This window comes from Pseudomonas sp. ASL4 (assembly GCF_056680395.1).
Genome location: NZ_CM155280.1, coordinates 2,885,954 through 2,912,614 on the forward strand (window position 1 = coordinate 2,885,954; position 26,661 = coordinate 2,912,614).

The window sequence follows — 26,661 nt, forward strand, 5'->3', positions numbered from 1 at the left end:
TGCGCTCCAAAACTTCAGCACCTTAAGTCTTCAATTCCGCTTGCTTGATTAGGAAATTTCGCTACCGCGAACCCTAATGCCCGCCTTTCTTGAAAAAAACTGAAGTTTTTCAATGTGATCTAGAAGCCTGACGGTTTGCCGCTTGGACAAACTACCCAAAGGATATGCACAGATTATCCACAGGCAGATCATGGGGACATGACTTGATTAGTCGTAAAAAATCGCTCATCTTGTGTTTGCCGAGCGATTTAGCCCTAGATATGGGGTTTGGCACCGTAACCCATCAGGGGAAGGCAAAAATCAGCGAGTGGTCACGCAAGGTCGCCAAACGTTCCGTGAACCACTCGCTCTCGAAGCCATACGGTTGAACAACCTGACTTTAGTGCGCGCATTACATCGAATTGCGTACTGTCGCGTCAAATTAATGTGACGCGTGGTTCGATGCGTTAGCGCTCGGTCAGGCCATTAATCTCAGATCTATAGGTATGACCATGAGCTTCAACACTAAACAAACAAGCCCCTCAATCGCCTCCCTGGCTTCTGCCGTTCTGCGTGACCCTAAAGCTTCTAAGGAGGCTCTGGAGTTGGCTGGTTCTGCACTCTCCCAAGCATCTCCTGATAAACAGACTGGTGAGCGTATGCAAGAACTTGCCAGTCAGATCCTGCGTGAGGACGGTCACAGTCTGGCGGTCTTGAGCCTGGCGGGTTCTGTCCTTTCTCAATCTTAATACTGCGCTACCTGAATCGCCCCGCCTTGGGCGGGGCGTTTTGCTTTTAAGATGCTCTGCATCGCGCATTATGTTAGCGGGCTGAGGTGGCTCTTGATCCCTCTGGTTAACCCGACGAAATCGGATCTCGGGCAGTACACCTCTGGGCTGATGCGCGGATTTGAGGTCGAATCCGAAGAAGATGATGTTGAGTGGATTACTCCATAGGGAGCGAAAAAAATGACTAAATACCATCCGTTCACGCAAGCGCTTATTGGTGTGCCGGGGAGGGCGCAATTCGTCGTTGCCTGCGCCTCGATGCCTGTCATGTCGCTACTCGCACTCAATCATCAGGGAGTTTTGACCGTAGACACCGCGTGTCTCGCTTTGCAGGTCAATTTAGGTGTTTTGGCCGTCATGCCATTTGTTCACGCCATGCTCCGAAATAGGTGGAAAGCGCAATACGAAGAACGTCATTTGGACGTTAATCTCAAGCTACTCAACCCTGACTTGAATGAGAAGACGCGTCGGAGATTGGAAGGGTACCGTGAGAATCTTAAGCATCAATACCATTTGGCATTGGACTGGGTACCGACATACAAGGCCATCGATAAGATCAAGTGGAGTCTAGGTTTAGCGATATCGGGCTTGCGAGGAAGTCACCCCACAGCGCAGGCGAAACAGTGAGCTTTTAGTATTCGTTGCAACGCTCGGTCATTTGCATGGCTATCCCTTTCTTCAGCCATGGAGCAAGCACAGTCCGTTGCTCATTTGCCGCAAGGTCGGACAGATAGGAGCACGTAAAAAAAAGGCCCCATAGGGGCCTTATTCAGAAACTGGCTGCAGCGAAATCAATAGAAAATACCCAAGAGATCGCCGTGGTCTACGAATTGACGCGTGTCGCGTAGAACTTGCTCCAGAAGCTCGGGTCTCTTGCTGCTTTCTTGGCGTACAAGGGATCGGAGAAGTATGCATCTCTTAAACGTAGTGACCCCTGCGCTCGCCTTTCGGCTTCCTGCAAGGTTATGACTCCAGCTTCCAAAAACTGGCTCCAATAGCTGTCCGCCTTCAGAATCGCAGAAGGTTTTTGCGTGGAAGTCGTAATGGGCATGAGCTACCTCCGGTACAACGTTTTCTAGGGATACGGTGACAGTGTCAATCATGCACTGGATGTTGTCCAGCGTCTGTCCCCTAACCCAAGTCAGGGGAGGAACACCTAATCTCGCACAACCGCTGATCTGGTCAGGATGGGGAGCTATATGATCTGTGCTGCTGTACTTGATGGCAGAGCATAACATGTTGTCAAGCCTCCTACGAAGCGCAACGTCTGACAGCCCGTCGGGATCCCCGACGAAGGTACGATCAGTGTTGAAGGCAAAGGTGGCCACCCCTGCATAAATGGCAGATCCACCGAGGCCGGGGCTGCTTTCGGAGACATCAAGCCAGGTCTCAAGGGCGTTCACGTAGACGTTAAAAAAAATGTCTCTTTGGGCGGTTTTGTAAGCAAAGTCGAACCGGTGGGTATCAGGCCTGTCATCTACATCGTAGACGCCTTCAAGGGTTGATCCCGGCATGAATCGTTCCATGATCGCCTTGATGTTGTCTTCCTCGGATCTCGGGTTGAAGAATGGACTTGCCCCTTCAAAACCGGACACCAACTCCCCGTTAAATTGATGCCACTGCCAAGCGCCTGAACTCCCTCGGTGAACGGTAGTTCAAGGCGCTGTGCGGATGCTGCTCGTTGTAATGTTCGAAGGCAATTGCCAAGTTACGCAGCGCCGTTTCTCGATCCGGCTTGGGCATGTGCGCCACGTAATCACGCTTGATCGTCTTCACGAAGCTCTCTGCCATGCCATTACTCTGTGGGCTACGCACCGGTGTGGTCACCGGCTGCAAGCCGATCTGTCGAGCAAACAGGCGCGTCTGTTCGGCGGTGTAGGCCGAACCGTTATCGCTGAGCCACTGCACCGGCGTTGCAGGCAGCTGATCACCGAAGCGCTTCTCCACGCTTTCCAACATCAAGTCGCGGATGTCATCGCCGCTGTACCCGGTTGGGCTGGCGACCCAGCCGATGGCTTCGCGATCACAGCAGTCCAGGGCGAAGGTCACGCTCAGTTTAGCGCCGTCCTCGCAACGGAATTCAAAGCCGTCCGAGCACCAACGCGTATCGCTGGTTTGCACCGCAATACGGCCTTCGTGCCGACGCGGCACGCCGGGTTGTTTGATCCGGCGTTCAAGCAGCAGGTTGTGATCACGCATCACCCGGTAAACCCGCTTCACGTTGATCGCGGGTAGCAACTGGGTTTCACGGACGCGACGCAGCAATCCCCAGACTCGACGGTAGCCATAGCTGGGCAGTTCGCTGACCTGTTGCTGGATTTCGGCCACCAACTCAGCGTCGTTCACAGGCCTGCTTCGCCGTGTCTTGGGCGATACCGATTGCTTGATTCGAACCGTTAATTGCGAGCGCGCCACACCGAGACATTCGCTGACCAGCTTCACTGGTCGTCCCCCGGCAACAAGGGTGAGTGCGCAATCCATTTTCGCGACCGGGCGATCTCCACGGCTTCTTTGAGGATTTCCGCTTCCATCGTTTTTTTGCCCAGCATCCGTTGCAGTTCACGGATCTGCTTGAGCGCATCGCTCAGCTCGGAGGCCGGCACCACGGCTTCGCCCGCGCTGACCGCCGACAGGCTGCCGTCCTGATACAGCTTGCGCCACAGGAATAACTGGTTGGCATTGATGCCGTTGCGCCGAGCGACGACCGACACACTTTGCCCTGGCTCAAGGCTCTCGCGAACCATGGCCAGCTTTTGCTCTGGGCTCCAGCGGCGCCGCCGCTCCTGGCCCAAAAGCTCCCCATTCTTATCGTTGCTGTTAGTCATAAACATAACCGTTTGCCTATCCCTTATCGTAAGGGGGAAACGGTGTCCTGTCTTTCATGGGGCTCGTTCAAAGAACAAACCCTCATCTCTTGCCAGCGCTAGAAGCCACTTGACTGCAAACGTACCATTCTCACTATCAACCATTTCTAACACGCTTACCCGACCAAGGTGGTTCCTCTGTAGTCGTCAGGGTGCCCCTAACGGGGGGGGCTCTGTTCCGACCTTCATGGAGCCTTTACAGGCATCCGTAGTGAAACTTTTTCAGCGATGATAATGCCAACCCGCGCGCAAGTGGGAGGTGACGCTATCTATGTCGCCTAATCCCTCATCACACCACCCACTCCTCCATACGCTCGCAGTATTTGAAGTGGATTATCCCAATCGCGTAGTCCGATCTGAGCCATACAGCTCCTTTCGTTCTTGATCCTTCTGTCTGCATAGGCGTGGATGATAGGCATAGGCCCGGGGCCAGGGCTTAAGGATCGAAAAAACGGGCAGGGTGAATATAGCTAAGGCCAGATACAGGTAAAAAGGCACTTCATGCCCTCTGGCGAGCCACAGGATTAGTGTCTCAGTGCCAGACGCATAGCCCACCCAAATATCCGAAATTGTTAACAGTACCAAGCCAATGAGGAGAGACGTAGCTTGTCGCTGATCGTTCAGCTTGCGAATCCAGATAGAGTTCTTTTCCGATAGATCGCCATGAGGAAGTCATCGCTCGTCCGTAATGCTTCGGTGTGCAAATAATGGAGCGATACTTCGCCAGGCCCGACGTCGCGCTCCCTGAAAGAATTCAAGAGGAAAGCAGGCGAAATCTCGATGATGAGTGCTTTCAAAAACTCAGAAAAAAGTGGGATGACGAACGAAACGGTGAGGCCGAATCCTGCTATTGCCAAGAGGAGGGCGCCAACCGATTCCCATATCTGTGTGCTGCCCGTAGTGACCGACAGCAAATTCTTGTGAAGAAACCAAGCTAGCACCGTATCGGCATACAGTGCGATGTAGATCAACTGGATACCCCATTTGAACTCCCAGGCCTTTTCTATCAAGCCAATGGAGATGGCTTGAGCAGCATCGACCTTGCTTTTACCTTGAGCTTCTTCTGTCATTCCAATCCCTTTTACGTATCTGCATGTTAATAGAGGTGGCGTCGGGTACACGCTATGAGCGACGTGCTCGTTGAGGCGCTGCGGCAACCCTCCCTGGGTCACCTTTGGCGTTGGATAGGGGCGGGGCGTAATTACGCCTGACTATGAGGCTTCCCTAAACAAACAGGTGGTTAGCGCGCCTTAATCAGCTCACTTGAGGAGGGGGAGGGAGGTCGCGCAGGAGTAACTGTGGGAATGCCAAATCCAGCCTTGTTTTTCCTGGCAACTGCGGCGTTGAGGTCTGCAGGATAAAGGTGAGCCAGGCTTATCTTAAGACCGAACTTCTTGAATACAGCGTCCAGGGTCGCGAGAGTCGGATTGCCGCTATCGACCTCCAACTGCGACAGAGCCCGCTTTGAAATTTTGCTGGCCAGCGCGAACCGCTCTTGGCTCACACCCAGAAGATTTTCACGAAGACGCTTAACGGCGCCGCCAAGCGTCAGTTTCCCCTGGGCGACCTCATCGGCCACTGCTTGAATGTAGGCCTTGCGCTCTTCTAGAGTCATCTCCTTCACATCAACCCCCATTCTTTCAGACGTATCCAGCAGGCGTATTCAAATTGAGCGGAATGCTCTCGCTTGGCGCATTATAATGCACTGATGCGCGATGAGTGGTAGGTAGTGGCGCATTAAAATGCGCTGATCGAATGAGCATCACTCTCTCGTTGCTTGTAAAAAATGAATGGCTTGCCAGTGGGCGCCTTTTCACTTCTACGTTGCTGATGGCTGGCTACCAAAGTGCCATGGCCGCGCCGGCAAATTCGATAAGCTGTCACGATAGAGAAGAGTTGGAGTTCTTTTTAGGGGGCGGTCAGTGATCTCGTGCAACGATCTGATCGAGGCTTCTCCTGCCCCTGTCCCTGCCGATCTCGCTAGCTGGTCGTGAGTACGAGATGACAAGCTGTTGCACCTTCGCTTTGCCTATTGATCCCCCTAAATCTGAGGACGCTTTTGGAGAGGAGAGAGGAATTGAGCCGCTTGCTGCAGGCTAAAATGTAAAAATTGTAAGCAGTCAGAAGAGGCCGCATACTCGAAATAGTATGCTGTTAGGAGTATGTGTACTATTTTAGAGGCCTTGATTTATAAGGGCTGCATTTGAAATAGTATGGGTGGTGGGGTTATAGGTTGTTTTCGGCATTTTCCGAGCGATCACCCTGGGCCGCTGCCTCGCTGACCGATTGCGTTACCTGCGGTCGGCGCACGTGCCAGAGTTCGTGAAACTCGGCACGCATCCGCGCTTCACCTTCGGGGGTGATCAGCGCGGTGCCAGCGGTGCGGGGAGGGCGATAACGGCTCATGGCGACTTCTTGTGGTAGAGAGTGCTGGAGTCTATCAACCCTCGCGCAGGACTGTCAGGGGGCTGGCGTTCAGGGCGCGACGCGTGCCGAACACACCGGCACCGCCGATCAGTGCCGCGCCGATCAATGGCAGCACCAGCAGCCACGGATGCGGGTGCCAGGGCAGGTCGAAGGCGTAACGGTAAAGCACCAGGCTGACCAGCTCCGAACCCAGGGCCGCCAGCAGGCCGCTGACGGCGCCGAGCAAGCCGAACTCGATGCGCCGGGCCTTGACCAGCAATTGGCGCTCGGCCCCTAGGGCGCGTAACAGCGCCCCTTGGCGAATTCGTTCATCCAGTGTTGCTTGCAGGCCGGAGAACAGCACGGCCATGCCCGCCGCCAGCACGAACAACAACACGTATTCCACCGCCAGGGTGACTTGGGCAAGGATACTGCGCAGCTGTTCCAGCAAGGCTTCAACTTGCAGAATGGTGACCGCCGGGAACGCCCGGGACAGATCGACAATCTGCTGATCGTGACCGGCTGCCAGATAAAAACTGGTGAGGTAGGTCGCGGGCAGATCTTTCAACGTGCCAGGCTGAAAGATCATGAAGAAGTTCGGCTGGAAGTTGTCCCAGTTGATCTCCCGCAGGCTGGTGACTTTCGCTTCGCGATTGACCCCGCCGACGGTGAACACCAGATGATCGCCCAGCTTGAGCTTCAGGCTCTCGGCAACCTTGCCTTCCACCGACACACCGGGAACATCCTCCGGCGTTTGTTCGGTCCACCAGGTTCCCGAAGTGAGCTTGTTGCCCGCTGGCAGGTCCGCCGCCCAAGTCAGGCTCAGGTCACGCTGGATCGCCCGGTCACCGGCCGAATCCTTGCTGACGATGTCCTGCACCGCTTCGCCATTGATACTGATCAGCCTGCCTGGTACCACCGGGTACAGCGGCGCCGATTGTGCCGACAGTTCGATCAGCCGATCGGTGAACGCCTGTTTGTCCGCCGGGAGAATATTCAGCGCGAAATAATTCGGTGCGTTTTTCGGCAACTGGTTCTGCCAGGTGTCCAGCAGCTCGCCGCGCAGCAATGCAATCAGCGCCATGGACAGCAGAATCAAACCGAAGGCCAGGGATTGGCCAGCGGCCGCCAATGGATGACGCAGCAGTTGGCCCAGACCCAGGCGCCACGGCAACGACGCACGGGCCAACATTCGACGCAGGCTATTGAGCAGCAACAGCAGCAAGCCGCCGAGCACCACCGCAGCGATCACGCCACCGCCCAGCAGGGCGAAGGTCAGCACCAGGTCCAGACTCAAACGCCACATGATCAACCCGAGTGCGCCCAGCGCCGCGCCATAGACCATCCAGGTGCTGGACGGGATTGGCAGCATGTCTCGACGCAATACGCGCAATGGCGGTACCCGGCCAAGGGCGGCCAGCGGTGGGAGGGCGAAACCGGCCAGTGCCACCAGCCCGGTGCCGATCCCGGCAATGGCTGGCAGCAAGCCGCCCGGTGGAACGTCAGTGGGCAGCAAGTCATGCAGCAGCGCAAACAGCCCGAGTTGCGCCAACCAGCCGAGAAGGGCGCCGCTGAGGCTGGCGAGCAAGCCAAGCACTGTCAGCTGCAAACTGAACAGCAGCATGGTTTCCCGACGGGACAGACCCAGACAGCGCAGCAAGGCGCTGGCATCGAATCGACGCATGGCGAAGCGTGTCGCTGACAGCGCCACGGCCACACCGGACAGCAAAACCGCCACCAGACTGGCCATGTTCAAGTAGCGCTCGGCCTTGCCCAGTGCACCACCGATCTGTCGGTTGCCATCCCGGGCATCTTGCAGGCGCTGGTTGGCGGCGAGGCCCGGCTTGACCAGTTGCCGATAGGTTTCCAGCGACTGGGCATTGCCGCGCCAGAGTTCGCGATAACTGACCCGGCTGCCGGGCTGCACCACGCCAGTCGCCGTAAGGTCGCTGAGGTTGATCAACACGCGCGGCGTCAGGCTGTAGAAATTGCCGGCGCGGTCCGGTTCATACGTCAACACCCGCGATAGCTTCAGGGTTTTCATGCCGACGTCGATGCTGTCGCCGATCTTCAGATCCAGAGCCGTCAGCAGGCGTGCTTCGACCCAGGCTTCGCCGGGTTTTGGCCCGCCGCCGGAAACTTCCGGGGCAAATGGCGTGGGGGCGCTTTTCAGTTCGCCGCGCAGTGGATAGACATCGTCGGCCGCCTTGATGCTGGACAGCTGAATGCCCTTGTCCGTGGCGATGACGCTGGAGAATTCCACCACCTGCGCATGTTCCAGGCCCAACTCCGTACCGCTTTTGATCTGCTCGGGGCGCGCAGGTGAACTGCCTTCGAGCAAAAGGTCGGCACCGAGAAACTCGGTGGCACGCAGCATCATGGCGCCATTGAGGCGGGCGCCGAAATAACCGATGGCAGTACTCGCCGCCACGGCCACCAGCAAGGCGAAGAACAACACCCGCAGCTCTCCGGCGCGGGCGTCGCGCAGCAGTTGGCGGATGGCGAGGCTGAACAGGCGCAATAGCGGCAAGCGTGCCATCAAGGCTCCAGAGGGGCGACCAGCAGGCCGGCTTCAAGGCGGATCAGGCGCCGGCAGCGATGTGCCAGGCGTTCGTCGTGGGTTACCAACACCAGGGTCGTACCGCGTTCCTGGTTCAGTTCGAACAGCAAGTCGCTGATGCGCTCGCCGGTGTGGCTGTCGAGGTTGCCGGTGGGTTCATCGGCAAACAACACGTCAGGTTCGGCGGCAAACGCACGGGCAATGGCCACGCGCTGCTGTTCACCGCCGGAGAGCTGGCGTGGCGAGTGGGTGAGGCGCTGGCCCAGGCCAACTCGTTGCAGCAATTCGGTGGCGCGCTCCCGGGCGTCTTTGCGGCCGTCGAGTTCCAGCGGCAGCATGACGTTTTCCAGCGCATTAAGACTGTCGAGCAACTGGAACGATTGAAAGACAAAACCCACGTGCTCGGCGCGGATGCGCGCGCGTTGATCTTCGTCGAGATTGCTCAGGGCCTGGCCGGCGAGGGTGACTTCGCCACTGCTCGGCAGATCGAGGCCGGCGAGCAGGCCCAGGAGGGTCGATTTACCGGAACCGGAGGCACCAACGATGGCCAGGCTGTCGCCCTTGTTCAGTTCCAGGCTGAGTTCGTGCAGGATAGTCAGTTCACCTTCCGCGCTGGGAACCACTTTGCTGAGGTTCTTCGCGGTGAGAATGCTTGCGCCCATGGAGAATCCGATGCGTGTGTGGTTTTTGAGTGCTGGCCTGGCCTTGATGTGCATGGCCCAGAACGCAGCGGCGGGTACAGTCCTGATCGTTGGCGATAGTATCAGCGCCGGTTTCGGACTGGATACCCGTTTGGGGTGGGTGTCGCTGCTTGAGCAACGGCTCAAGCGCGAAGGTTTCGACGATAAAGTGATCAACGCCTCCATCAGCGGCGACACCAGTGCCGGAGGCCAGGCACGCCTGCCGGCGCTGCTTGCAGAGCATAAACCCGAGTTGGTGATCCTCGAATTGGGAGGCAACGACGGCTTGCGCGGAATGCTGCCAACACAATTGCAACAAAACCTTGCGGCGATGATCGACAGCTCCCGGGCCAGTGGCGCCAAGGTCCTGTTGCTGGGCATGCAATTGCCACCCAACTACGGCAAGCGCTACACCGAAGCCTTTGCCGAGGTCTACGGCAACCTGGCCACCGAGAAAAAGATCCCGCTGGTGCCGTTTTTTCTCGAAGGAATCGGCGGTCATCCGGAGCTGATGCAAGCCGATGGCCTGCACCCGGCGGCAGGGGCTCAGGGCCAGTTGCTGGAAAATGTCTGGCCGACACTGAAACCGCTGCTTTGACGCTTTTCTAGTGGCGGTGTTTCGGCTAAGGTGGCGCCCCGATTTGGAGCCCCCGATGCCGCGTCCCGCCTGGTCCCTTTTTGCCTACCAACTGATCGAGCCTGACGAGCAGCTGGATCTGTTCGCCTGCCAGGAAGTGCGGGTGCATCTGGTGACCCGTCAGCTGGAACTCGGCGGCTCGGCGGACCGGACCCTCTGCGGCAGCTTGCTGCCGGCGCAACCGCGCTGGTCGAGTGTGGACCGCAGGGTGTTTCAGGATCAGCGTTTGTGCTCGTTGTGCCGGGCCATCCTCGAGTCGCAAAAACGCGGCACCTCGCCGATCTGGCCTGAGTTACGTTTCGAGCTTTAGACTGCGGTGGCAGAAGCCGGTAAGTTACAGGTGACCATTGTCCCTGTGGCTAGGGAGCTTGCTCCCGCTGGGTCGCGAAGCGGACCTCAATTCCGACTATGTGGTCCATCTATAGAACCAGTTGCCTGATTTCAGGACTGCTGCGCAGCCCAGCGGGAGCAAGCTCCCTCGCCACAGGTATGAGTTCGACGCCAGACGTCCTCAATTCATTGGGATTAGGCCAAGTCCCTTCGCCAAACAAGCCCACATGAAAAAAACGTCATGTATCGCCTGCAATGTTCTCGATCTCCCCGAATTTACGGGTGTCGGTGTACAATCGCCGTCTTATACCTCTAGTCGTTCATGCGAAGGATTTTCCGGATGTTGCCGCGCTTTCCCGCCGTCACCCGCTGCTTGACCCTTGCTGCCCTCTGTGTGGCCGGTCCTGTTTCAGCATTGGAGCTGCCTCTACCACCCCCTGGTGAAGACATCATCGGTCAGGTGCAAGTGATCAAGGCCAAGTACGAAGATACCTTCGCCGACCTTGGTACCACTTACGATCTGGGCTATTCGGAAATGGTCGCGGCCAACCCGGGCGTCGATGCCTGGCTGCCGGGCGCCGGCACCGAAATCATTCTGCCGACCCGCTTCATCCTGCCGCCGGGTCCGCGTGAAGGCATTGTGATCAACCTGGCTGAATACCGTCTCTACTACTACCCGAAAGGCCGGAACGTGGTGTACACCTTCCCGCTGGGTATCGGTCGTGAAGGCTGGGGTTCGCCAATCGCTCACACCACCATCACCGCCAAAACGCCTAACCCGACCTGGACCCCCCCAGCGTCGATCAAGGCCGAGCACGCCGCTGATGGTGACCCGTTGCCGAATGTGGTGCCGGCCGGCCCTGATAACCCGCTGGGGCCGTTCAAGTTCAGCCTCGGCACGCCGGGCTACCTGATTCATGGCTCGAACAAAAAATTCGGTATCGGCATGCGCACCAGCCACGGCTGCTTCCGCATGTTCAACAACAACGTGCTGGAAATGGCGGGCATGGTGCCGGTCGGTACGTCGGTGCGGATCATCAACGACCCGTACAAGTTCGGCATGAGTGGCGGCAAGGTTTATCTGGAGGCGCATACGCCGCTGGACGACAACGGCAACCCGTCGGTGGTCGACAAGCACACCGCCGTGATCAACGCGATGCTCAAGCGTGAAGACATCACCAACAACCTGCGCATGAACTGGGATGTGGTGCGTGACGTGGTTGCTGCCGAAGATGGCATGCCGGTAGAGATTGCCGTGCCGAATACTTCTGCACCGATGGCGTCGAGTGCGCCGATCGACCTGCAGCAGTAAACGCTGAAAAGAACCCGCCGACGCAGGCTGTGTCGGCGGGTTTTTTTATGCCTGGGACTAAACGCCAGGCATAAAAAAAGCCGACCCATAAATGGATCGGCTTGATAACAACCCCGAAGGATTATTACTTGCGGCTAGCTTTGTCCAGCATGCGCAGAGCACGCTCGTTAGCTTCGTCAGCAGTCTGTTGTGCTTTTTGAGCAGCAGCCAGAGCTTCATCAGCTTTACGGTAAGCTTCGTCTGCACGAGCCTGGGAGCGAGCAGCTGCGTCTTCAGTAGCGGTCAGACGTGCTTCGGTTTCTTTCGATACGCTGCTGCAACCGGTAGCCAGAACTGCGGCCAGAGCCAGAGCAGAGAATTTCAGAACGTTGTTCATCGTGTTCCCCTTCAAGGACTTTCTATTAAGTAGCTGTCTCCTCAGAGTGAGGAAATAGCCGGCGTACATACTACCCATTACTTGTCGTAAGTAAACTGACGTAAAGCAAGAAGCAAAAAAAATTGTAGGCGTTGATTCTTTTTCGAGCAACTTTTAACTGCGCTGGATAAAAAATATCCAGCTAGAAAGCCCGAGCTGAGCGAGCCGTGCGCAAAAAGTTCCCGATCAAAAAGGCGGTATTTTCAGTCTTTGTTAAAGTCTGTCTACATGCTGTCGTCTACACTTTTGTTCGGATTTTGCGCAGCGCCTCTCATATCTTTCTGCATGTTGAGGTGACTTTAACAAAGGGCGCTCGTCTTAAGTCTCAACATCCGGCAATGTTCAGGCTTTCGACCCGGGGAAGATCCTCGGTCGAGCCGTCCCTGCGTAACCCGGAGCCGTACCTGCCGCCCCCAACGTGATGACGAGCGCACCTTGAGCATTTCTGCCAATGGTGCCTACTATTTGATACGTGCCCGGTTGCGCGAGATAGGTGCAGCTCTTCTCGGTGTCCATTCAGGCACAGGGTGGCGTAGATGTTCCTTCGCCGGAAAAACATCGGTAAGGTAGGGGTCAGAATCCAAGACCCGCGAGGAGTAGTGATGAGCGAGGCGTTGTCCATCCACCATGACCAGGCTGGTCATCAGTTCGAGACCAATGTGGACGGTCATCGTGCCTACCTGACCTATATGGATCTGGGGAAACAGACCCTGGATATCTATCGCACTTTCGTGCCCAACGCCTTGCGTGGCCGCGGCATTGCGGCGGCATTGACCGAGCAGGCGCTGCAGTACGCCGAGGAAATGGGTTACACAGTCATTCCATCGTGCTCCTACGTGGAGCGCTACATGGAGCGTCACCAGCGGCACGCTGCCAAGCTGAGCCAGTAAACACAACGCATAAAAAAACGCCGGGTTTAGCCCGGCGTTTTTGTGTGCGCAGAAAACGGCGATCAGCTGCGATCGCGTTTCGGCAGCACGTCCTTGAGCTTGGCATGCATGCTGCGCAAGGTGTTTTCGGTGGCAGACCAGTCGATGCAGGCATCGGTGATCGATACGCCATATTGCAGATCGGCGAGGTCTTTCGGGATCGCCTGGCAGCCCCAGTTCAGGTGACTCTCGACCATCAGGCCGATGATCGACTGGTTGCCTTCGAGGATCTGGTTGGCGACGTTCTCCATCACCAGTGGTTGCAGGGCCGGGTCCTTGTTGGAGTTGGCGTGGCTGCAATCAACCATGATGTTTGGCTTGATCTTGGCTTTGTTCAGCGCTTGCTCGCACAGTGCGACGCTGACCGAATCGTAGTTCGGCTTGCCGTTGCCACCGCGCAATACCACGTGACCGTAGGCGTTGCCCTTGGTGGTGACGATCGACACGCCACCTTCCTGGTTGATGCCCAGGAAACGGTGCGGGCTGGAAACCGACTGCAGGGCGTTGATCGCCACGGTCAGGCCGCCGTCGGTGCCGTTCTTGAAGCCGACTGCCGAGGACAGGCCGGAGGCCATTTCACGGTGAGTCTGGGATTCGGTGGTGCGCGCGCCAATGGCCGACCAACTGATCAGGTCCTGCAAATATTGCGGGGAGATCGGGTCGAGGGCTTCGGTCGCGGTCGGCAGACCCATCTCGGCCAGGTCCAGCAGCAATTTGCGACCGATGTGCAAACCGTCCTGAATCTTGAACGAGTCGTCCAGGTACGGATCGTTGATCAGACCTTTCCAGCCAACGGTGGTACGTGGCTTCTCGAAATACACGCGCATGACCAGATACAAGGTATCGGACACTTCGGCGGCCAGTGTTTTCAGGCGCTCGGCGTATTCGTGGGCAGCCTTGATGTCGTGGATCGAGCAAGGCCCGATCACAACGAACAAGCGGTGGTCGGTGCCATCAAGAATGTTGCGAATGACTTCGCGGCCTTTGGTCACGGTGCGCAGGGCAGCGTCGCTCAGAGGGATATCACGCTTGAGCTGATCAGGGGTGATCAGCGTCTCGTTGGAAGCGACGTTTAGGTCGTTGATCGGTAAATCAGCCATCGTTTACTCGTCAGGTCACGGGTGCCGGCCGCCAGCGAACCCGCGCGGCGGAGCACAGCAAATTAAGCGCGTCGGGAGCGGAACCTTAGCGCGTTACACCGTGGCTCGACAATGGGCAAACACTGGTTTAGGGGGCATTCTCAGTTAGTTTGCGCGTGGACCTAATCCAGCACAGGCTGTGCAAAAGCCTTGCGAACCGTGTCGTGGGAGAACTCGTCGGCATGCTGCTGGACCCATTCGAGGGCCAGCGCTTGAATATCCTGCAAGTCCTCCTGCACCTCGTGCAGGCGGCAATAGCGTTCGATCTGGCATGCCTGTTCGCCCATCCGGGCACTGAACAGCATCTGCTCGTCAACAAAGGCAATGCCCACCAGATAGCCGCGCTTTCGTCGCAGGCACCAGGCTACATAGCCCAGGTAACGCAAGTCGGGGTTCAAGGTCGGCATGCGAACTTCCAGCGCCGTGCCGTGGCGCCAGGCGCGGTGGTAATTGCAAGCCATGCCGCCGAGGCTGATAGTGTGCAGCCGTTGCCGTGAAATGCACTCATGTTTGAGTAGCGTCAGCTCCACGGGCACATCGTCAGGATGAGGAAGAAAACGTCCCATGAACACGGACTCCCTGTGTCGCCCATTTGACATTGTTTCCCCCAGTATAGTGTTCGAATCGGAACTGACCGATTTCGACGCCGACCAACGGCTGCTGGCGATGAGCGGTACTTCACTGGTGATTTTCACCAGCGTCGGCTGCGCCAGTTGCCGTTTTGCCCGCGAGCAATTGCCAAGGCTTGATCTGGTGGTCGATCAGTTGTGCTGGATCGACGCCGGCAACAATGGCGGGTTGGTGGAACGTTATGAGGTCTTTCATTTGCCGGCGCTGTTTGTGGTGCGCGACGGTGAGTTCTTTGGGGCGGTACAGTCGCGCCTGACCAGCACCGAACTTAATGAGGCGGTAGTGCAGGCGCTGAATCGAATTGCTGAGGAGTTGCCATGATGGGAGCAGTTGCCAAGCCGACAATCGGTATTATCGGGACCGGCGCGATCGGTGGTTTCTACGGGGTGATGCTGGCGCGCGCCGGTTTCGATGTGCATTTTCTGTTGCGCAGTGAGTTTTCAGCGGTCGCCGAGCGCGGCCTGCAACTCAACAGTGCAGTGCATGGCGCGCTGAGCCTGAACCCGGCCCAGGCCTATTCGTGTGCCGAGGACATGCCGTCCTGCGACTGGCTGCTGGTCGGCGCCAAAACCACCAGCAACGCCGATCTCGCACCGGCCATCCTCCAGGCCGCCGCACCCGATGCCAAAATACTGGTGCTGCAAAACGGCCTGGATGTTGAGGACAGCTTGCGCGAATTGCTCCCCGATTCGCTGCACGTGCTTGGCGGGCTCTGTTTTATCTGCGTCCATCGCGCCGGGCCTGGCGTCATTACCCATCAGGCGCTCGGCGCGGTGAATGTCGGCTATCACAGTGGCCCGGCCGGTGATGAGCAGGCCCGCCAGGCAATCGTCGAAGAGGGCGCAGGATTGTTCCGCTCGGCTGGCATCGACTCTCAGGGCATGCCGAACCTGCATCAGGCGCGCTGGCAAAAACTGGTCTGGAATATCCCTTACAACGGTCTGTCGGTGCTGCTTGGGGCGAGCACTACACCGCTGATGGCCGACGCCGACAGTCGGGAACTGATCAAGGCGTTGATGGCCGAAGTGGTTCGGGGCGCAATCGCCTGCGGTCACGACATCCCGGCCGGGTATGCCGATCACCTGTTTATGGTGACCGAAAAAATGCCCGACTATTGGCCGAGCATGTACCACGATTTCCAGCACAAACGACCGCTGGAGCTGGAAGCGATCTACGCTCGGCCCCTGGCGGCGGCGAAAGCGGCGGGATGTGAATTGCCGCGCATCGAGGCCTTGTATCGGGCGCTTGGTTTTATCGATCGACGAAACGTTTAAGTCGATCAACCAGAGGGGAAGGGCATGGCCAAGGACATAGATGACAAGTTGGTGCTGGCGATTTCATCGCGAGCGTTGTTCGACTTGAGCGAGAGCCACAAGGTGTATGAGTCGAGCGGCGTCGAAGCCTATCGGCAATACCAGATCGAGCACGAAGACGAGATCCTCGAGCCCGGCGATGCCTTTGCGCTGGTGGAAAAACTCCTGAAACTCAACACCAGCCTTGGCCGCGCCCGGGTCGAAGTCGTGCTGGTATCGCGCAATAGTGCCGACACCGGCCTGCGGGTGTTCAACTCGATTCACCACTACGGCCTGGCGATTTCCCGTGCGGCGTTTGTCGGCGGGCGCAGTCCTTATCCGTACCTCAAGGCTTTTGGTTGCGACCTGTTTCTGTCGACTCATGCCGAAGATGTGCGCAGCGCACTCGATGCCGGCTTTGCCGCCGCGACCATTCTGTCGGGCGGCGCGAGCCGTGCGGCCAGTGACGAATTGCGCATTGCCTTCGACGGTGACGCGGTGCTGTTTTCCGACGAGTCGGAGCGCGTGTATCAATCGGGTGGCCTTGCGGCATTTCAGGCCAGTGAACGTGAAGCTGCCCGCGAGCCCTTGCGCGGTGGGCCGTTCAAAGGCTTCCTGGCGGCGCTCAATCTGTTGCAGCGCGAATTCCCCGACGACGCTTGCCCGATCCGCACGGCGCTGGTAACTGCACGTTCAGCACCGGCCCACGAGCGCGTGATCCGCACGCTGCGCGAGTGGGACATTCGCCTGGACGAATCGCTGTTTCTCGGCGGCCTGACCAAAGCGGCGTTTTTGGAAGCCTTTGCCGCCGACGTGTTTTTCGATGATCAGGCCGGCCATTGCGAACTGGCTCGCGAAGTGGTCGCCACCGGTCATGTGCCTCACGGCATCAGCAACGAGCAGAAAGTTTAAGCCCTTGCTTCAAGGCGTTACGCGGCCCGTCGTACACGCCAAGGCACTGCTAAGCTGAATCAAATCTCCGCCAAGTTGGCACGCAAGGAGGTCATATGATTGGTTCCATGCTGTATGCCACCGACCTCGGCCTGTACGCACCTTTGGTGATGCAGCACGCCTTGGCATTGGCGCGAACATTCAATGCCGACTTGTATGTGGTGCACGCGGTGGAACCCATGGGGCTGTTCGCCGAATCGGTGCTGCAAAGTTATCTCGATGAACAGGCGCTGAACGAGTTTCACAGTCAGGGCCTGAGCACGGTAATCGCCAATATTGAGCAACGGGTGCTCGAAAGCTTTCGTGAAGAGCTGGGGGAGGAGGGCGAGCAGGATCTGGAGCGGATCAAAGCGGTGCGGGTGCTTCAGGGCGATCCGTCGCAGGTGATTCTTGAGCAGGCGCAGAAACTCTCGGTGGATTTGCTGATCCTAGGTAGTCATAGCCATCGTGCTGGTGCGGAAACACCTTTGGGGCGTACGGCGGCGCGTGTGCTGCAACTGGCGCGGGTGCCGGTCTATCTGGTGCCGTTGGTGGAACGTCGGCGCCAAGGTGATCGTTAGTGTCCTGCTTCGCAAATACTGTTCCTTTTTGACGGGGCCTGTTACTGCCATGGTGCGTTGCCTGGCAGCAACAGTCCCTCGTCAAAAGAGGAGCGTATTCACGAAGCAGGACGCCAGAACACGAATAATGGCGTTTTGATAAAAAAGTTCTAGATTTATTCTTCAAGCCATTAATATAGTTATATACCGTCGCTGATGCCCGTGGCGTCTACCTGCTTTGAGGGATTCATATGAAGCTTCAACAATTGCGCTACATCTGGGAAGTGGCGCACCACGACCTCAACGTTTCCGCTACAGCCCAAAGTCTCTACACCTCGCAGCCGGGCATCAGTAAGCAGATCCGCCTATTGGAAGACGAATTGGGCGTTGAGGTGTTCGCTCGCAGCGGCAAGCACCTGACCCGCGTCACCCCGGCCGGCGAGCGTATCATCACCACCGCCGGCGAGATCCTGCGCAAGGTTGAAAGCATCAAGCAGATCGCCCAGGAATTCTCCAACGAGAAGAAAGGCACCCTGTCGATCGCCACCACCCACACCCAAGCGCGTTATGCGCTGCCGCCGGTGATCAGCAATTTCATCAAGCAATACCCGGACGTAGCCCTGCACATGCACCAGGGTTCGCCGATGCAGATCGCCGAAATGGCCGCTGACGGCACCGTTGATTTTGCCATTGCCACCGAAGCCCTCGAGCTGTTCGGCGACCTGGTGATGATGCCGTGCTACCGCTGGAACCGCTGCGTGGTTGTGCCTCAGGGGCACCCCCTGACCAAGCTGCCGAAGCTGACCCTCGAAGCCCTGGCCGAATACCCGATCGTGACCTACGTGTTCGGTTTCACCGGCCGCTCGAAACTCGACGAAGCCTTCAGCCATCGTGGCCTGACGCCGAAAGTGGTGTTCACCGCCGCCGACGCCGACGTGATCAAGACTTACGTTCGCCTGGGTCTGGGCGTGGGCATCGTCGCCAAAATGGCGGTCGACGCCAAACTCGATAGCGACCTGGTGATGCTTGATGCCAGCGATCTGTTCGAGTCCAGTATTACCAAAATCGGTTTCCGTCGCGGCACGTTCCTGCGTGGTTTCATGTGCGACTTCATCGAGAAGTTTGCCCCGCACCTGACCCGCGAAGTCATGGCCAAAGCCATTCAGTGCCACAACAAGCAGGAACTGGAAGAGCTGTTCGACGGCGTCGAATTACCAGTCCATTAATCTGCCTTACACAACCTCGGTGACAGCAAACTGTTGCCGAGCGCCCGCCACCAGAATCTCCACATCGTCCCCTTCGAACTTGCCCAGCAGGCTTTTGCCCAGCGGCGAGCGGGGGGTGATGACGGTGATCATCTGCCCCACCAAGTCAACCTTCAAACCCGCCGCATCGGGGGCCAGGAACAGCCATTGTTCACGACCCTTCTCGTCCTCCAGGCCGAGCAGGGCGCCGACCTCGATACCGCGCTGATCGTCATACGGGCGCAATGTCAGGTTTTGGCACAGCGTCAGTGAATGACGGATTTCCTCGACCCGTTTCGCCTGCCCGGCCGCGAGGTAAGACGCCTCCAGCCCCAACGTGTCGTACTTGTTTTCGGCGATATTTTCTTCGTGGGTCGCGGTTTCGTAGGCGGTTTGCGCAGCGCGTTCGGCGATGTCGAGATCGATGCGCAGCTTGTCGAGAATCAGTTGGTGGACGGTCGGCTTGTGCATAGAGAGCTTCATGATCAATCGCAGAATTGCAGGACGTTGGCGCGGCTTTTTTCGCTCGGCGCGGTCTGGTCCTGTTGCAGCCAGAACTGGCATTTCGGATTCGACAGGTTGCGGTTATTCGTGCGGGCCTGATCCAGGGTTTGTTGCTGTTCGTTCTTGCGCAGGTTTTCTTTGTATTGTTCGAACAGCGGGCTCTGAGGCGGGATGTCCGGCACCGGTTGCACCACTGCCGTCGGTTGGGTCAGCCGCTGGACGACCTGAGCCACGGGCGCCAATTGCTCGGAGGGCAAAAAACGCGAAGCGAGCCAACAGGTCAGCGCGATGGCGATGAACCCCAGCCAAAGACCCACGGCAATACTGGCGGTCAATTGCATGGCATTGAGGCGAATCGGCAACGGGCGGCGCGGGTTGGGACGGTAGGGCATGGCTGCCTCCTGGCGGGTAGTCGCGGGCGGATGGCGATTGTCGCACGAAGATTAATCGCCGTCGGCTCTTCTGCACGGGGTAATTTATGCGGACAATCGGCGCCTTTGCCAACGGGAGCCCGCAATGCCTGAACTGAAAACCCGCTGGGATATTTTTTGCACGGTGGTCGACAACTTTGGCGACATCGGCGTGACCTGGCGCCTGGCCCGGCAACTGGTGGCCGAACATTCTGTGGTCGTGCGCCTATGGGTTGACGACCTGCGCGCCTTCGAACGCCTGTGCCCGGAAATCGACATCAATGCGCCCCAGCAATGGCAGCAGGGAGTCGAGGTGTGTCACTGGCCAGCCGAATGGCAACCGGTTGATGCCGCTGATGTGGTGATCGCCGCGTTCGCCTGCCAACTGCCCGGCGTGTACATGGACGCCATGGTCGAGCGGGAGAAACCGCCGTTGTGGCTGAATCTGGATTACCTAAGCGCCGAGGACTGGGTCATCGGTTGTCACGGTTTGCCGTCGGTGAAGTACAAGAGCGTGCAGAAGTACTTCTTCTTCCCGGGGTTCCAGAAGGACACCGGTGGCTTGCTGCGTGAAAGCGGATTGCTGGAGCGGCGTCGGCAGTTTCAGCAAAGCCCCGAAGCCCAGCGAGAATTCCTGCAAGGTTTGGGCGTTGATCGTGCACCCGCAGCCCGGTTGATCTCGCTGTTTGCCTACGAAAACACTGGGCTGGCGAGCTGGCTTGACAGGCTGTCGACCGACCCGACACCCACGCATCTGCTGGTGCCCGAAGGGCGGATTCTCGGTGATGTCGAACGCTGGCTCGGGGTCAGCGGCCTGGTGGCCGGTGCGCTGCATGTGCGCGATGCACTGACTGTTCAGGTGCTGCCGTTCGTCCGGCAGGATCAATACGATCACCTGCTCTGGTGCTGCGATTTCAATGCTGTACGCGGCGAAGACTCGTTTGTCCGCGCCCAATGGGCAGGGCGGCCGATGCTCTGGCACATCTATCAGCAGGAAGAAGATGTGCACCTGGAGAAGCTCGAAGCCTTCATCGCGCTCTATACAAAAGGCTTGTCGACGCCGGCCAGCGAGGCGATCAGCGGTCTTTGGCGGGCGTGGAATGCTGGCGAAGACATGGCCGACCAGTGGCTTGCGACCCGTAAACACTGGCCGGAGCTGGAAAAACATGCCGAGGCGTGGTGTCTGGAACAAGCCTTGCAGGCTGATCTTGCCGCAGCGCTGGTACAGTTTTATGTAAATTGGATATGATACGCGGCCTAGATTTTTGTAAATCCCATCCAAATTCGGATATTCGCAATGAAAACTGGTAAAGAACTGAAACCCGGTACCGTGATCCGTCTCGAAAACGATCCTTGGCTGGTTCAGAAAGCTGAATTCACCAAGTCCGGTCGTAACAGCGCGATCATGAAGACCAAGCTGAAGAACCTGCTGACCGGTTACAAGACCGAGATCGTTTACAGCGCTGACGACAAACTGGACGACGTAATCCTCGACCGTAAAGAAGCGACCCTGTCCTTCATCAGCGGCGACACCTACACGTTCATGGACACCACTGACTACACCATGTACGAGCTGAACGCTGAGGACATCGAAGCCGTTCTGCCTTTCGTTGAAGAAGGCATGACCGATGTTTGCGAAGCGATCTTCTTCGAAGAGCGCCTGGTTTCCGTAGAACTGCCGACCACTATCGTGCGCGTAGTTGACTACACCGAAGGTTCCGCTCGCGGTGACACTTCCGGCAAAGTCATGAAGCCTGCCAAGTTGAGCAACGGTACTGAGCTGCAAGTTGCCGACTTCATCGAAATCGGTGATCGCATCGAAATCGACACCCGCGAAGGCGGTTCCTACAAAGGCCGTGCTAAATAAGCACAGCTTGAGTAATGAAAAAGCCCGACCATTGAGTCGGGCTTTTTTGTGCCTGGAAGATCAAGATCAAAAGATCGCAGCCTCGTTTCACTCGAGTGAAACGAGGCTGCGATCTTTTACTCTATTTCAAATGTTGCTTGAGTTCTTCGGACGCTTGCAGAATCGCCGAACGCACCTCCGGCACCTGACTCACCACATTGAGCAACCCGTAGTCGTGGATCATGCCGTTGTAGCGAACCGCCGTGACCGGCACGCCGGCCTCGTCGAGTTTGCGGGCGTAGGCCTCGCCTTCATCGCGCAACACGTCGGCGCCAGCGGTCTGTACCAGCGCCGGAGGCAGGCCTTTGAGCTGTGCGGTGGTCGCCCGCAGCGGTGACGCGTAGATCTCGTTACGTTGCTGGACATCGGTGGTGTAGTTGTCCCAGAACCACTTCATCATGTTTTTGGTGAGGAAGTGCCCCTCGGCAAACTGGTTGTAGGACGCGGTCTCGAAGCTTGCATCAGTAACCGGCCACAGCAGCACCTGGAACTTGATGGCCGGCGTGCCTTTGTCCTTGGCCATCAGCGCAACCACTGCGGCCATGTTGCCACCGACACTGTTACCCGCCACCGCCAGGCGTTTGCCATCGACGTTGATCTCTTTACCGTGCTCGGCCACCCACTTCGTGGCGGCGTAGGCCTGGTTGATCGCCACCGGGTAGTGCGCTTCCGGCGACGGGGCGTAATTGACGAACACCGCCGCCGCACCCGAACCCGTTACCAAGTCCCGAACCAGCCGTTCGTGGGTCGGGAAATCCCCCAGCACCCAGCCGCCGCCATGGAAGAACATGAACACTGGCAGCTCGCCCTTGACCCCGGCTGGCCGGACGATGGTCAGGCTAATCGGTTGACCATCGACTTGAATGGTCTTCTGACTGACATCGGCTTTTGGCAGCGTCAGTTTCACCCCGGCTTGCGCACCCACCAGAACCGCGCGGGCTTCTTTAGGTGTGAGCTGTTCCATCGGTTTGCCGGTGCCGGCGTTCAGAGCATCGAGGAACGCCTGGGTGTTGTGTTCAACCCCATCGCCTGCAAATGCGCTGTGGACGGACAGTGCGAGAAGGGTACCGGTCAAGACTTTGCTGAATGTGTTCATGGTCGTTTCCTGTTCGGGCCTGGAATCAGCAGTTAAACGGTGACGTGCAGACGCACATCGACGTTGCCACGGGTGGCGTTCGAGTACGGGCAGACCTGGTGAGCGGCATCAACCAGGGTTTGTGCATCGGCTTGCTCAAGACCCGGCAGGCTGATGTGCAGGTCAATGTCCAGTCCGAAACCGCCCGGGATCTGGCCGATGCCGACATGGGCGGTGATCGAAGCGTCGTTCGGGATGGTGCGTTTGGTCTGGCTGGCGACGAACTTCAGTGCGCCGATGAAACAGGCGGAGTAGCCGGCGGCGAACAGTTGTTCCGGGTTGGTCGCCGAGCCGCCAGCACCACCGAGTTCTTTCGGAGTGGCGAGTTTGACGTCGAGGATGTCGTCGCTGGAAACCGCACGACCGTCACGGCCACCGGTGGAAGTAGCGATTGCGGTGTAGAGAGTTTGCATGGTGTGAGTCTCATTCGGGTTTTTGGTGTTTTGCGCTAAATATTTGCGCGCTAAGTAACTGCGAGGTAAATGTAGTTCGCTAATAGTTTGCGCGCAATATAAATTTTTGAAAAAGTTTGGCGAACTCGAATGAGCGGGGCGTCGAATGCCGGAAAGACTATTGAGTTAGAGCGATTGGTTCAGGATCTTCGGCGAGTGATTTTTTTTGCGAAGAGGGAGTGAACGATGGCTTCAGCAACGCCATAAGACAAATGTGGGAGCGGGCTTGCTCGCGAAAACGGTGTGTCAGTCGACATCAATGCAGATTGACACACCGCTTTCGCGAGCAAGCCCGCTCCCATAGGGGAATTGTGGTGGATTGGAGATCAGAGGCTGTCTTGCAGGTGGCTGCGCAGCTCCTGGAGATCCGCTTGCAGCTTCTTCAACTGCTCAATTGTCTGCCCGCTGGCGCCAAGGATGCACTGCGGAATGTCCCGAGCCTTGTCCCGCAGGGCGCGACCCTGTTCGGTCAGTTCGACAATCACCACCCGTTCATCTTCACGGCTGCGGGTCCGGCTGAGCAAACCTTCGACTTCCAGGCGTTTAAGCAGCGGCGTCAACGACCCCGGATCGGTCAGCAGCCGCGTGCTGATTTCGCCTACGGTCAATCCATCCCGTTCCCACAACACCATCATCGCCAGGTACTGCGGATAGGTTAGCCCCAGTGCTTGCAGCAAAGGTTTGTAGACCTTGGTCATCAGTAGCGAAGTGGAGTGCAAGGCGAAGCAGACCTGATTGTCCAGCAGCAGGTTGTCGCAGTTGTCCGGGGTGTTGCGTTCGGTGGTCATGTCAAAGCCTTGATCAGTGATCGTCATGAATCTAGCGGGCGAATCTTTAATGCGCCAGATAATTATGGCTAGTGCCGGCCCAGATCGCTTTGCAGCGCCAGATCCCATGGGGCAATCGGGCTGAAGCGGGTTTTCAGGTATTCCAGCAGCAAACGACTGCGAGAACTGGCCTGTTGCTCCAGGCGCAGAGCGTAAATCCCTGCGGTCTCGGGTTTTGGCAAGCCCTTTTCGCAGAACAGCGGCAGCAGTTCGCCGCGCAGCAGGTATTCGCTGGCCAGCCATGTCGGCAGGTGCGCGATGCCCAGCCCGGCCAGTGCGCCGCAGACCAGCGCTTCGGCATTGTTGGCGCTCATGCGGATGCGCGCGGGTCGGTGCAACTGCATGTGCCCGTCCCGTTCAAAGCGCCAGGCGAAGGGCGGGGCCAGGCCGTCCCAGTCCAGACCATCGTGTTCGCTCAGTTGCGACGGATCGGTCGGCACGCCTCGGCGCTTCAAATAGTCGGGACTGGCGCAGGCAATGCGCACCATGTTCGCCAGCGGTGTGGCCACCAGCCGGGTATCGGCGATCTGCCCGGCGCGCAGCACCAGATCGACCTTGCCCAGGTTCAAGCCCTGCATGTCGACAAAGCTGTCGATCAGGTGCAATTGCACGTCGAGGCCGGGATACAGCATCAGAAAATCGGCAATGACCGGGGCCAGATGCCGGCGTCCGAATGCCGCTGGCGCGTCGACCCGAATCAAGCCTTCGGGCGCGCTGCTCAGGGACACCGCTTCGGCCCGGGCCAGGCGCAGCTCGGCAACGATCCGCCGCGCACGTTCGGCAAACGCCAACCCGGCCGGGGTCGCGCGCACGGCGTGGGTGCTACGCAGAAACAACTGGCTGCCGACCGCGTTTTCCAGACTGTCGATGCGTCGGGCCACCGCCGAAGGCGTCAGCGGATGGCGCCGGGACGCGGCGGAAAAGCTCCCGGTTTCCAGCACATCAAGGAACAGCCCGAGTTGGTCGGTCAATTGATTGGGGTTCATGGTTCTACCAGTGCCTGTGCGAAATCGGCACAGCCATTGTGCGTTGCTGTGCGTTTCCCCGCTAGCGCCGACTGCGTAGGATGAAAGACCTGACGAGAGGGAATTGGCCTGTGATTGAGTTTTTGATGTACCTGATCTTTGGCGCGGCCCTGGGCACTTTGGGTGGTTTGTTCGGCATTGGCGGTGGTCTGATCGCCATTCCGCTGCTCGGCGTGTTGTGCGGGCTCGACCAGCAACTGGCCCAAGGCACGGCGCTGGTGATGGTGGTGCCGAACGTGATGCTCGCGCTGTGGCGTTATCACCAACGCAATCGCATTGAATTGCGCCATGCATTGCCACTGGCTTCGATGGGGTTCTGCTTTGCCTGGATCGGTTCGATCTGGGCAGTGGGCATTGATGCGCAAACCATGCGCGTGGGATTTGTCGCGTTCCTGGTCGCCCTGTCGACCTACAACCTTGTGCGAATGTTCACTGCCAACGCGCCGGCATCCTCACAAATGCATTACTCATGGCCATGGCTGGGCGTGCTGGGCGCGGCATCCGGGACCATGGGCGGGTTGTTTGGTGTGGGCGGGGCGGTGGTGGCGACGCCGGTGCTGACCAGCCTGTTCGGCACCACTCAGGTGGTGGCCCAAGGTTTGTCGCTGGCGCTGGCGTTGCCGAGCACCGGCGTTACCTTGGTAACTTACGCGGCGCATCATCAAGTGAACTGGATGATTGGCCTGCCCTTGGCAGTCGGTGGATTGCTGAGCATCAGTTGGGGTGTGAAAGTCGCTCACGCCATGCCGGAACGGCTGCTGCGCGGGCTGTTCTGTGGTTTCCTGGTGTTCTGTGCGGTGATGCTCGCGTTTAAAGTTTGAAGCCTTCGACGATGTGCTCGGCCAGGCATTCGGTGATTGGCGACGGGTTGTGCAGGTTGCGCACCAGCATAATGCAGGCCTCGGGCAGCAGCGGCAGGTCTTCGGCGGCGCCGAGGATGCGCATGTCCGGGGTGATCAGGCTTTCCAGTTGCGCGGTCACCGCCAGCCCGGCGCTGACCACCGCCATCAGCGCCGACAGGCTCGAGCTGTTGTAGGCAATGCGGTAATCGCGGCCCATCGCGTCGAGGGCGTTGCACGCCCACAACCGGCAGAAACAATCACTGTTGAACATCGCCAGGGGCAGGGGCGTTTGCTCGTGGGCGCTGAAACATTGCGCTTCGGCCCAGACAAAACGTTCCTTGCGCAGCAACTGGCCAATCTCGGTGCCCGGCTCACGGGTGACGATCGACAAGTCCAGGTCCTGGCGCTGCAACAGTTGCTTGGTCGATTCGCAATGAACTTCGATCTGGATCAGCGGGTAGAACTGCGCGAAGCGCGACAGGATCCCCGGCAGAAAGCGCATCACGTAATCATCCGGCGTGCCGATGCGCACCGTGCCGACCATGTGCGGCTCGCGCAGGGTATTGAAGACTTCGCTGTGGAGTTTGAGGATGCGTCGCGCATAGCCGAGCAGCACCTGGCCTTCGGCGGTCAGCTTGACCTGGCGCCCGTCGCGTTCGAACAGCTGGCGCTGCAACACGTCCTCTTCCAGGCGTTTCATCTGCATGCTCACCGCAGACTGAGTGCGGTTGACCATTTCGCCGGCACGGGTGAAGCCGCCCTGGTCGGCGATGGCAACAAAGGTGCGCAGTACATCAGTATCGATACTTGGGTACGCCGACATTCATCAATCTCCGAGATGCATACCATCAGAAACATTCGTTGG

30 protein-coding genes and 1 pseudogene are annotated in these 26,661 nt (G+C 58.2%); 14 read left to right on the forward strand and 17 right to left on the reverse strand.

The genetic code is table 11. The features are described from left to right. Positions 1-491 precede the first annotated feature (491 nt). Together AC1MEW_RS13105 and AC1MEW_RS13110 are read left to right on the forward strand one after the other, a co-directional pair. The gene (locus tag AC1MEW_RS13105; RefSeq protein WP_480426614.1) at positions 492-728 is read left to right on the forward strand and encodes a hypothetical protein; all 237 of its coding nucleotides are present in this window, start codon (positions 492-494) and stop codon (positions 726-728) included. A gap of 219 nt (positions 729-947) precedes the next feature. Next, the gene (locus AC1MEW_RS13110; RefSeq protein ID WP_480426615.1) at positions 948-1,394 is read left to right on the forward strand and encodes a hypothetical protein; all 447 of its coding nucleotides are present in this window, start codon (positions 948-950) and stop codon (positions 1,392-1,394) included. Between the two features lie 164 nt (positions 1,395-1,558). On the opposite strand, the gene AC1MEW_RS13115 is transcribed toward AC1MEW_RS13110, so the two are convergent. The 7 genes and pseudogenes from AC1MEW_RS13115 to AC1MEW_RS13145 form a co-directional block, all read right to left on the reverse strand. Then, on the reverse strand, positions 1,559-2,362 hold the full coding sequence (locus AC1MEW_RS13115; RefSeq protein ID WP_480426616.1) for a hypothetical protein: 804 nt from the start codon (positions 2,360-2,362) through the stop codon (positions 1,559-1,561). A gap of 10 nt (positions 2,363-2,372) precedes the next feature. Further along, positions 2,373-3,592 (reverse strand): IS3 family transposase gene (locus AC1MEW_RS13120; RefSeq protein WP_480426617.1). Its coding sequence is split into 2 segments (ribosomal slippage): positions 2,373-3,247 and positions 3,247-3,592, totalling 1,221 coding nucleotides; the frame shifts between segments, so codons are not numbered across the junction. 659 nt (positions 3,593-4,251) lie between these two features. After that, positions 4,252-4,701: a hypothetical protein gene (locus AC1MEW_RS13125; RefSeq protein WP_480426618.1), complete on the reverse strand. Its 450-nt coding sequence runs from the start codon at positions 4,699-4,701 to the stop codon at positions 4,252-4,254. Positions 4,702-4,871: 170 nt separating this feature from the next. Next, positions 4,872-5,246 (reverse strand): helix-turn-helix domain-containing protein, encoded by a 375-nt coding sequence (locus AC1MEW_RS13130; protein WP_480427223.1) that lies wholly within the window; start codon positions 5,244-5,246, stop codon positions 4,872-4,874. A gap of 623 nt (positions 5,247-5,869) precedes the next feature. Further along, positions 5,870-6,037: pseudogene (locus AC1MEW_RS13135) on the reverse strand (transcription elongation factor GreB); the annotation flags it as partial. A 34-nt stretch (positions 6,038-6,071) separates the two neighbouring features. Continuing rightward, positions 6,072-8,576 (reverse strand): ABC transporter permease, encoded by a 2,505-nt coding sequence (locus tag AC1MEW_RS13140; RefSeq protein ID WP_480426619.1) that lies wholly within the window; start codon positions 8,574-8,576, stop codon positions 6,072-6,074. Further along, a complete protein-coding gene (locus AC1MEW_RS13145; RefSeq protein WP_201205497.1) occupies positions 8,576-9,259 on the reverse strand; it encodes an ABC transporter ATP-binding protein in 684 nt (227 codons plus the stop codon). Before AC1MEW_RS13145 ends, AC1MEW_RS13140 begins: the two co-directional genes overlap by 1 nt. Before the next feature lie 10 nt (positions 9,260-9,269). Between AC1MEW_RS13145 and AC1MEW_RS13150 the strand changes: the two genes are divergently transcribed. The 3 genes from AC1MEW_RS13150 (at position 9,270) to AC1MEW_RS13160 (ending at position 11,556) form a co-directional block, all read left to right on the forward strand. Further along, on the forward strand, positions 9,270-9,875 hold the full coding sequence (locus AC1MEW_RS13150; protein ID WP_201205495.1) for an arylesterase: 606 nt from the start codon (positions 9,270-9,272) through the stop codon (positions 9,873-9,875). Positions 9,876-9,930: 55 nt separating this feature from the next. Next, the gene (locus tag AC1MEW_RS13155; RefSeq protein WP_003226812.1) at positions 9,931-10,224 is read left to right on the forward strand and encodes a hypothetical protein; all 294 of its coding nucleotides are present in this window, start codon (positions 9,931-9,933) and stop codon (positions 10,222-10,224) included. Positions 10,225-10,584: 360 nt separating this feature from the next. Next, complete coding sequence (locus AC1MEW_RS13160) at positions 10,585-11,556, forward strand: L,D-transpeptidase family protein (RefSeq protein WP_201205487.1); 972 nt, start codon at positions 10,585-10,587, stop codon at positions 11,554-11,556. Between the two features lie 124 nt (positions 11,557-11,680). Here the strand turns inward: AC1MEW_RS13160 and oprI are convergent, their stop codons facing one another. Then, on the reverse strand, positions 11,681-11,932 hold the full coding sequence (oprI, locus tag AC1MEW_RS13165; RefSeq protein WP_002553018.1) for an outer membrane lipoprotei OprI: 252 nt from the start codon (positions 11,930-11,932) through the stop codon (positions 11,681-11,683). Between the two features lie 641 nt (positions 11,933-12,573). Between oprI and AC1MEW_RS13170 the strand changes: the two genes are divergently transcribed. Continuing rightward, positions 12,574-12,861 carry a GNAT family N-acetyltransferase gene (locus AC1MEW_RS13170; RefSeq protein ID WP_020800382.1) on the forward strand — a complete coding sequence of 96 codons (288 nt, stop codon included), beginning with the start codon at positions 12,574-12,576 and terminating at the stop codon, positions 12,859-12,861. 62 nt (positions 12,862-12,923) lie between these two features. Here AC1MEW_RS13170 and AC1MEW_RS13175 read toward each other — a convergent pair whose 3' ends face one another. Continuing rightward, entirely contained in the window at positions 12,924-14,000 is a 1,077-nt protein-coding gene (locus tag AC1MEW_RS13175; RefSeq protein ID WP_149660118.1) for a 3-deoxy-7-phosphoheptulonate synthase, read from the reverse strand. A gap of 161 nt (positions 14,001-14,161) precedes the next feature. Beyond that, positions 14,162-14,605 carry a PilZ domain-containing protein gene (locus AC1MEW_RS13180; protein ID WP_201205485.1) on the reverse strand — a complete coding sequence of 148 codons (444 nt, stop codon included), beginning with the start codon at positions 14,603-14,605 and terminating at the stop codon, positions 14,162-14,164. Here AC1MEW_RS13180 and AC1MEW_RS13185 point away from each other — a divergent pair. From AC1MEW_RS13185 to cysB, 5 genes are all read left to right on the forward strand, one after another. Next, positions 14,604-14,990 carry a YbbN family protein gene (locus tag AC1MEW_RS13185; protein ID WP_480426620.1) on the forward strand — a complete coding sequence of 129 codons (387 nt, stop codon included), beginning with the start codon at positions 14,604-14,606 and terminating at the stop codon, positions 14,988-14,990. The two genes, AC1MEW_RS13180 and AC1MEW_RS13185, sit on opposite strands and share 2 nt — an antisense overlap. Then, positions 14,987-15,943: a putative 2-dehydropantoate 2-reductase gene (locus AC1MEW_RS13190; RefSeq protein ID WP_480426621.1), complete on the forward strand. Its 957-nt coding sequence runs from the start codon at positions 14,987-14,989 to the stop codon at positions 15,941-15,943. The genes AC1MEW_RS13185 and AC1MEW_RS13190 overlap by 4 nt, the downstream gene beginning before the upstream one ends. Before the next feature lie 24 nt (positions 15,944-15,967). Further along, a complete protein-coding gene (locus AC1MEW_RS13195; RefSeq protein WP_201205479.1) occupies positions 15,968-16,873 on the forward strand; it encodes a 5'-nucleotidase in 906 nt (301 codons plus the stop codon). A gap of 95 nt (positions 16,874-16,968) precedes the next feature. After that, complete coding sequence (locus AC1MEW_RS13200) at positions 16,969-17,472, forward strand: universal stress protein (RefSeq protein ID WP_201205477.1); 504 nt, start codon at positions 16,969-16,971, stop codon at positions 17,470-17,472. Positions 17,473-17,702: 230 nt separating this feature from the next. Then, positions 17,703-18,677 (forward strand): HTH-type transcriptional regulator CysB, encoded by a 975-nt coding sequence (cysB, locus tag AC1MEW_RS13205; RefSeq protein WP_054052018.1) that lies wholly within the window; start codon positions 17,703-17,705, stop codon positions 18,675-18,677. Positions 18,678-18,683: 6 nt separating this feature from the next. Here the strand turns inward: cysB and AC1MEW_RS13210 are convergent, their stop codons facing one another. Next, the gene (locus tag AC1MEW_RS13210) at positions 18,684-19,166 is read right to left on the reverse strand and encodes a GreA/GreB family elongation factor (protein WP_201205475.1); all 483 of its coding nucleotides are present in this window, start codon (positions 19,164-19,166) and stop codon (positions 18,684-18,686) included. Positions 19,167-19,180: 14 nt separating this feature from the next. Further along, a complete protein-coding gene (locus tag AC1MEW_RS13215; RefSeq protein WP_201205473.1) occupies positions 19,181-19,591 on the reverse strand; it encodes a hypothetical protein in 411 nt (136 codons plus the stop codon). A 124-nt stretch (positions 19,592-19,715) separates the two neighbouring features. Here AC1MEW_RS13215 and earP point away from each other — a divergent pair, with 124 nt between their 5' ends. Together earP and AC1MEW_RS13225 are read left to right on the forward strand one after the other, a co-directional pair. Beyond that, positions 19,716-20,858: an elongation factor P maturation arginine rhamnosyltransferase EarP gene (earP, locus tag AC1MEW_RS13220; protein WP_480426622.1), complete on the forward strand. Its 1,143-nt coding sequence runs from the start codon at positions 19,716-19,718 to the stop codon at positions 20,856-20,858. A gap of 48 nt (positions 20,859-20,906) precedes the next feature. Then, on the forward strand, positions 20,907-21,476 hold the full coding sequence (locus AC1MEW_RS13225) for an elongation factor P (protein ID WP_032626910.1): 570 nt from the start codon (positions 20,907-20,909) through the stop codon (positions 21,474-21,476). A 121-nt stretch (positions 21,477-21,597) separates the two neighbouring features. Here AC1MEW_RS13225 and AC1MEW_RS13230 read toward each other — a convergent pair whose 3' ends face one another. From AC1MEW_RS13230 to AC1MEW_RS13245, 4 genes are all read right to left on the reverse strand, one after another. Further along, a complete protein-coding gene (locus tag AC1MEW_RS13230; RefSeq protein ID WP_480426623.1) occupies positions 21,598-22,611 on the reverse strand; it encodes an alpha/beta hydrolase in 1,014 nt (337 codons plus the stop codon). A gap of 32 nt (positions 22,612-22,643) precedes the next feature. Continuing rightward, entirely contained in the window at positions 22,644-23,063 is a 420-nt protein-coding gene (locus AC1MEW_RS13235) for an organic hydroperoxide resistance protein (RefSeq protein WP_201205469.1), read from the reverse strand. Positions 23,064-23,428: 365 nt separating this feature from the next. After that, positions 23,429-23,890 (reverse strand): MarR family winged helix-turn-helix transcriptional regulator, encoded by a 462-nt coding sequence (locus AC1MEW_RS13240; RefSeq protein WP_322269230.1) that lies wholly within the window; start codon positions 23,888-23,890, stop codon positions 23,429-23,431. A gap of 68 nt (positions 23,891-23,958) precedes the next feature. Continuing rightward, entirely contained in the window at positions 23,959-24,915 is a 957-nt protein-coding gene (locus AC1MEW_RS13245) for a LysR family transcriptional regulator (protein WP_201205465.1), read from the reverse strand. Positions 24,916-25,040: 125 nt separating this feature from the next. On the opposite strand from AC1MEW_RS13245, the gene AC1MEW_RS13250 reads away from it, so the two are divergent. Then, complete coding sequence (locus AC1MEW_RS13250; protein ID WP_323570458.1) at positions 25,041-25,775, forward strand: sulfite exporter TauE/SafE family protein; 735 nt, start codon at positions 25,041-25,043, stop codon at positions 25,773-25,775. On the opposite strand, the gene AC1MEW_RS13255 is transcribed toward AC1MEW_RS13250, so the two are convergent. Beyond that, entirely contained in the window at positions 25,765-26,619 is an 855-nt protein-coding gene (locus tag AC1MEW_RS13255; protein WP_201191277.1) for a LysR substrate-binding domain-containing protein, read from the reverse strand. The two genes, AC1MEW_RS13250 and AC1MEW_RS13255, sit on opposite strands and share 11 nt — an antisense overlap. Positions 26,620-26,661: the final 42 nt, after the last annotated feature.

Bases quoted from the DNA above. Each gene is read 5' to 3' on its own strand.
- AC1MEW_RS13105 (WP_480426614.1), top strand. From the start codon at position 492: ATGAGCTTCAACACTAAACAAACAAGCCCCTCAATCGCCTCCCTGGCT.
- AC1MEW_RS13110 (WP_480426615.1), top strand. From the start codon at position 948: ATGACTAAATACCATCCGTTCACGCAAGCGCTTATTGGTGTGCCGGGG.
- AC1MEW_RS13125 (WP_480426618.1), bottom strand. From the start codon at position 4,701: ATGACAGAAGAAGCTCAAGGTAAAAGCAAGGTCGATGCTGCTCAAGCC.
- AC1MEW_RS13130 (WP_480427223.1), bottom strand. From the start codon at position 5,246: ATGACTCTAGAAGAGCGCAAGGCCTACATTCAAGCAGTGGCCGATGAG.
- AC1MEW_RS13140 (WP_480426619.1), bottom strand. From the start codon at position 8,576: ATGGCACGCTTGCCGCTATTGCGCCTGTTCAGCCTCGCCATCCGCCAA.
- AC1MEW_RS13145 (WP_201205497.1), bottom strand. From the start codon at position 9,259: ATGGGCGCAAGCATTCTCACCGCGAAGAACCTCAGCAAAGTGGTTCCC.
- AC1MEW_RS13150 (WP_201205495.1), top strand. From the start codon at position 9,270: ATGCGTGTGTGGTTTTTGAGTGCTGGCCTGGCCTTGATGTGCATGGCC.
- AC1MEW_RS13155 (WP_003226812.1), top strand. From the start codon at position 9,931: ATGCCGCGTCCCGCCTGGTCCCTTTTTGCCTACCAACTGATCGAGCCT.
- AC1MEW_RS13160 (WP_201205487.1), top strand. From the start codon at position 10,585: ATGTTGCCGCGCTTTCCCGCCGTCACCCGCTGCTTGACCCTTGCTGCC.
- oprI (WP_002553018.1), bottom strand. From the start codon at position 11,932: ATGAACAACGTTCTGAAATTCTCTGCTCTGGCTCTGGCCGCAGTTCTG.
- AC1MEW_RS13170 (WP_020800382.1), top strand. From the start codon at position 12,574: ATGAGCGAGGCGTTGTCCATCCACCATGACCAGGCTGGTCATCAGTTC.
- AC1MEW_RS13175 (WP_149660118.1), bottom strand. From the start codon at position 14,000: ATGGCTGATTTACCGATCAACGACCTAAACGTCGCTTCCAACGAGACG.
- AC1MEW_RS13185 (WP_480426620.1), top strand. From the start codon at position 14,604: ATGAACACGGACTCCCTGTGTCGCCCATTTGACATTGTTTCCCCCAGT.
- AC1MEW_RS13180 (WP_201205485.1), bottom strand. From the start codon at position 14,605: ATGGGACGTTTTCTTCCTCATCCTGACGATGTGCCCGTGGAGCTGACG.
- AC1MEW_RS13190 (WP_480426621.1), top strand. From the start codon at position 14,987: ATGATGGGAGCAGTTGCCAAGCCGACAATCGGTATTATCGGGACCGGC.
- AC1MEW_RS13195 (WP_201205479.1), top strand. From the start codon at position 15,968: ATGGCCAAGGACATAGATGACAAGTTGGTGCTGGCGATTTCATCGCGA.
- AC1MEW_RS13200 (WP_201205477.1), top strand. From the start codon at position 16,969: ATGATTGGTTCCATGCTGTATGCCACCGACCTCGGCCTGTACGCACCT.
- cysB (WP_054052018.1), top strand. From the start codon at position 17,703: ATGAAGCTTCAACAATTGCGCTACATCTGGGAAGTGGCGCACCACGAC.
- AC1MEW_RS13210 (WP_201205475.1), bottom strand. From the start codon at position 19,166: ATGCACAAGCCGACCGTCCACCAACTGATTCTCGACAAGCTGCGCATC.
- AC1MEW_RS13215 (WP_201205473.1), bottom strand. From the start codon at position 19,591: ATGCCCTACCGTCCCAACCCGCGCCGCCCGTTGCCGATTCGCCTCAAT.
- earP (WP_480426622.1), top strand. From the start codon at position 19,716: ATGCCTGAACTGAAAACCCGCTGGGATATTTTTTGCACGGTGGTCGAC.
- AC1MEW_RS13225 (WP_032626910.1), top strand. From the start codon at position 20,907: ATGAAAACTGGTAAAGAACTGAAACCCGGTACCGTGATCCGTCTCGAA.
- AC1MEW_RS13230 (WP_480426623.1), bottom strand. From the start codon at position 22,611: ATGAACACATTCAGCAAAGTCTTGACCGGTACCCTTCTCGCACTGTCC.
- AC1MEW_RS13235 (WP_201205469.1), bottom strand. From the start codon at position 23,063: ATGCAAACTCTCTACACCGCAATCGCTACTTCCACCGGTGGCCGTGAC.
- AC1MEW_RS13240 (WP_322269230.1), bottom strand. From the start codon at position 23,890: ATGACCACCGAACGCAACACCCCGGACAACTGCGACAACCTGCTGCTG.
- AC1MEW_RS13245 (WP_201205465.1), bottom strand. From the start codon at position 24,915: ATGAACCCCAATCAATTGACCGACCAACTCGGGCTGTTCCTTGATGTG.
- AC1MEW_RS13250 (WP_323570458.1), top strand. From the start codon at position 25,041: ATGTACCTGATCTTTGGCGCGGCCCTGGGCACTTTGGGTGGTTTGTTC.
- AC1MEW_RS13255 (WP_201191277.1), bottom strand. From the start codon at position 26,619: ATGTCGGCGTACCCAAGTATCGATACTGATGTACTGCGCACCTTTGTT.